This is a genomic window from Dokdonella sp. (genome assembly GCF_036518555.1).
Classification (GTDB): domain Bacteria; phylum Pseudomonadota; class Gammaproteobacteria; order Xanthomonadales; family Rhodanobacteraceae; genus Dokdonella_A.
The window spans coordinates 1-4,211 of sequence record NZ_DATDMY010000164.1 but is presented as its reverse complement, the minus strand read 5'-3'; the positions used below and the strand labels follow the sequence as shown (position 1 = coordinate 4,211).

General features: G+C 69.3%; 5 protein-coding genes. All 5 read left to right on the top strand.

Annotated elements, in window-relative coordinates; translation table 11 throughout:
* Positions 1 to 736, top strand: a 736-nt coding sequence (locus VI238_RS09735; RefSeq protein WP_331650836.1) for a hypothetical protein, incomplete at its 5' end; no start/stop codon positions are given.
* Entirely contained in the window at positions 733 to 1,776 is a 1,044-nt protein-coding gene (gene mutY / locus VI238_RS09730; protein ID WP_331650835.1) for an A/G-specific adenine glycosylase, read from the top strand. The genes VI238_RS09735 and mutY, both read left to right, overlap by 4 nt.
* A complete protein-coding gene (locus VI238_RS09725) occupies positions 1,773 to 2,042 on the top strand; it encodes an oxidative damage protection protein (RefSeq protein ID WP_331650833.1) in 270 nt (89 codons plus the stop codon). The genes mutY and VI238_RS09725 overlap by 4 nt, the downstream gene beginning before the upstream one ends.
* A gap of 176 nt (positions 2,043 to 2,218) precedes the next feature.
* On the top strand, positions 2,219 to 3,322 hold the full coding sequence (locus VI238_RS09720; protein WP_331650831.1) for a tail fiber domain-containing protein: 1,104 nt from the start codon (positions 2,219 to 2,221) through the stop codon (positions 3,320 to 3,322).
* A gap of 626 nt (positions 3,323 to 3,948) precedes the next feature.
* Positions 3,949 to 4,211: metalloregulator ArsR/SmtB family transcription factor (locus tag VI238_RS09715; RefSeq protein ID WP_331650829.1), on the top strand; the 263-nt coding region annotated here is incomplete at its 3' end.

Genomic DNA, 4,211 nt, shown 5'->3' with positions numbered 1-4,211 from the left:
GACCTGCGCGTGTTCGACGCCGCCGCGTTCGTCGACGGCCTGCTGCCCGCCTCGCTCGGCGGACATGGCTGACACGCCCGCCGCGCGGCCGCGCCGCAGGCGCCGCTGGCTACGCGCGCTGATGGTGCTGCTCGCACTCGGCGCGCTCGGCGCATTCGCGGTGCACCGCTACACGCGTCCGCAGCGCATCACCGCGCTGCTCGTCGAGCGCGTACGCAGCGACCTCGGCGCCGAGCTGCGCCTCGGCGGCGATGCCGGCTACGCGCTCCTGCCCGGCCTGCGCGCCGTGCTGCCGCAACCCGAACTCGTCGTCGGCGGCACGCGCGTGCTGCACGCGGACGCGATGCGCGCGGCCGTGCCGTGGCACGCGCTGTGGTCGTCGCAGCTCGAGATCGAGCGCATCGAACTCGTGCGCCCCGAGCTCGACCTCGACGCGCTGCACGCGTGGCTCGCCGCGCGGCCGCCGTCGACGTCCCCGCTGCCCGACGTCCGCTTCGTGCTCCACGTCGAGGATGGCCGCGTGCTGCGCGCGGGCGTGCCGATCGCCGAAGGCGTGACGATCGACCTCGCGAACCGCGCGGATCTCGTCGCCTGGCTGCGCGGCTGGAAACCCGAAAACGCCGACGTCGTGCCGCCGATCTCCGGTTCGCTGCACATCGATTCCGCGCGCATCGGCGACACGCGCATCGAAGGCCTCGAGGTCGAGGTCCGCGACGACGCACCGGGACAGCGATGAGCGCCACGTTCGCCGACGCGCTGCTCGCCTGGTACGACCAGCACGGTCGCACGGACCTCCCATGGCAGCATCCGCGCACCCCGTATCGCGTCTGGCTCAGCGAGATCATGCTGCAGCAGACCCAGGTGCGCACGGTCATCCCGTACTTCGAGCGCTTCGTCGCCGCACTGCCGGACCTCGCCGCGCTCGCCGAGGCGAGCGAGGACCGCGTGCTCGCGCTGTGGTCCGGGCTCGGCTACTACAGCCGCGCACGCAACCTGCATCGCACGGCGCAACTGTGCATCGAGCACGGCGGCGACCTGCCACGCGACCTCGAAGCGCTCGCCGCCCTGCCCGGCATCGGCCGCTCCACCGCGGCAGCGATCCTGGCGCAGGCGCACGGCGAGCCTCACGCGATCCTCGACGGCAACGTGAAGCGCGTGCTCGCGCGCTGGCACGGCGTCTCCGGCTGGCCCGGCTCGACCACGACGCAACGCACGCTGTGGGCGCACGCGCGCGCGCACACGCCGGCGACGCGCGTCGCTGACTATACCCAGGCGATCATGGATCTCGGCGCGACCGTCTGCGCGCGCAGCCGTCCACGCTGCGGCGAGTGCCCGCTCGCCGACGGCTGCGTCGCGCGTCGCCGGGATCTCACCGCGGTGCTGCCGCAGCCGAAGCCGAAGCGCGAGGTGCCGACGCGGCGCACGACGATGCTCGTCGTGCGGGACGCGAATCGCCGCGTGCTGCTCGAACGCCGGCCACCGACCGGCGTATGGGCGCGCCTGTGGAGTCTGCCCGAGGTCGACGACGCCGGCGACGCCGCGTCGCGCCTGCTCGAACGGCACGGCGTGAGCGCGCCGCCTCCGCGCGCGCTCGCGTCGTTCGTGCACGCGTTCAGCCACTATCGCCTCGACGTCACGCCGCTGCTGTTCGACGATGCGCGCGCGACGCGCGTCGCCGACGCCGATGCGCGCTGGCACCCCGCGGACGACTACGACGCACTCGGCTTGCCCGCGCCGGTGCGCAAGCTGCTCATGCAACTGGAGGAAACCCGATGACGCGCACCGTGCATTGCGTGAAGCTCGACCGCGACGCCGAAGGCCTCGCCTTCGCGCCGTGGCCCGGCGAACTCGGCAAGCGCATCTACGAACACGTGTCGAAGGAAGCGTGGGCCGCCTGGCTCGCGCACCAGACGATGCTCATCAACGAGAACCGCCTCAACCCGCTCGAGCCGAGGACGCGCACGTTCATCGCGGCGGAGATGGAGAAGTATTTCTTCGGCGACGGGTCGGAGAAGCCGGCCGGCTACGTCGCTCCCGAGTAGATGCCGGCCCGGCACCTCGCGCCAGCGCGAGGCGCATTCAAGCGGGACTGTATACCTAAGGATAACGCGATTTTGTTCTCAATAGCGGCAAAAGATGCGACCTAGCATCGTTCGGCCGGCGACCCGCCGGCCAAACGAGAGGCAGCATCATGTCACGTGGACATCTGGCGTGCGCCGTGGCTTTTGCATTGATGGTCGGTGTGCCGGCTCATGCACAACAACCACCGAACCCCACGCCCAGCGATTCCTCCAGCAACACCGCGGGCGGCACCGACGCCCTGCTCAACCTCGTGCTTCCTGCTTCCAACAACACTGCGTTCGGCTACGACGCGCTGTATTCGAACGTGAGCGGCCAGTTCAACACCGCGTTCGGCGTGACCGCGCTCAGGAACAGCACCACGGGCGACTACAACACGGCCGTCGGCGTATCGGCTTTGTCGATCAACGGCGCCGGTTCGTACAACACGGCCGTCGGCGTCCTGTCGCAGTACGTCGGCTCCGGTGCGGGGCAGTCTAACGTCTCGGTCGGCGTGGAAAGCCTGTATTCGAGCAACGGAACCGACAACGTCGCGATTGGCGCATCCGCGCTGCACTCCAATGGCACCGCGAAAGGCAACGTCGCGGTCGGACGGAATGCGTTGGTATCGGCGACAGGCGACCGCAATATCGCGATCGGCTACAACGCTGGCGCAAGCCTCACGACTGGCGGCGACAACATCGACATCGGTCATCCCGGCGTGGCCGGTGAAGCGCAAACGATACGTATCGGCTACGACCCCTCGTTGCGGAATGCCCAGCAGCGGACCTTCGTTACCGGCATCTACGGCGTCTCGATCACCGGCGGCAGTACCGTGCTGATCAATGCGAGCGGCCAGCTCGGCACGGTCGTGTCGTCGGCGCGTTTCAAGAAGGACGTCGCGGAAATGGGCGACGCCAGCAGCCGCCTCATGGACCTGCGACCGGTCACCTTTCACTACAAGGCGGATCCGACCCAGGCGCGCCAGTACGGCCTGATCGCCGAGGAAGTCGCGAAGGTGTATCCGGACCTCGTCGTGCGCAACGGCAAGGGCGAGGTCGACTCGGTGGCGTACCACGAGCTCGCGCCGATGCTGCTGAACGAGCTGCAGAAGCAGCATCGCGAGATCGACGCCCTGCGCAAGGAACGCGAACGCGACGTCGCGATGCTCGACCAGATGCGCGCGATGCTGAAGGAACAGGCGGCCGTGCTGACGCGCCTTCAGGCGGCGCCTGCCGACTCCGTGCGCGTCGCCGCACGCTGACGCGTCGGAATACCGAGTGCGCCCCCGGGCGCGCTCGGCTTCTTTCATCGTGGCGATGCGCGGATTGCGCTCGGCGCCGCGCGGTTTCGCCGCGCGATGCAGCATGACGCCCGATCGCCGAATTCGATCCGTCGGCCCAGAGCTCGCCTCGGCCATTCACTTGGAGCGTGCGTTCGGACATGGCCGGACTCGATGCGAACATGCCGGGACCCGCCCCCCGCGCACGAAGAGCTTGGGGCTTCCACGAAGTGGATCGACCACTGCACCTCGCGGGGTGCGGCGTTGATCGATTCGGTTCGAGCGTTGCGCTGCCGCCTTCGGTACCTGCAGCCCATCGGTTCGGCGCTGCAAGGTTCCACTCCGACGCATTGAAGCGTCCTGCTACGACGGCGCAGCCCCCACGTGCATCCGCGCAGCAGTCGACCCCACGGCATCGTGAGCGCAAGCTTGCGTTGCGCACGTGATGCCGTCGCCCCGTCAGCGCACGCCGTGAGGGCGCGCAGCCAGCGCAGGCCTTCGCCGTCCATCAATTCGGCATTGCCGAGCGCCTCGTCGTGATGCCGGCCGATCGAGCGCTTCGACAAGGGTTGGTTGACATACTTCGATTATTCTGGAACTATCGAACCATGGACGCCGATCACGCCCTGGCCGCCCTTGGCGCGCTCAGCCATGCCTCGCGGCTGGCCGCCTACCGCAGCCTCGTGCAGGCCGGTGAGGACGGGCTGTCGGTCGGCGAACTGCGCGACCAGCTGGAGCTTCCGCCGGCGACGCTCACCGCGCACCTCAACGTGCTGCGCGCGGCCGGGCTCGTCAGCGACGAGCGGCAGGGCCGCGTGATCCGCGTCCGTGCCGACTACGCACGCATGAACGCCCTGCTCGCCTATCTCAC

Bases quoted from the DNA above. Each gene is read 5' to 3' on its own strand.
- mutY (WP_331650835.1), top strand. From the start codon at position 733: ATGAGCGCCACGTTCGCCGACGCGCTGCTCGCCTGGTACGACCAGCAC.
- VI238_RS09725 (WP_331650833.1), top strand. From the start codon at position 1,773: ATGACGCGCACCGTGCATTGCGTGAAGCTCGACCGCGACGCCGAAGGC.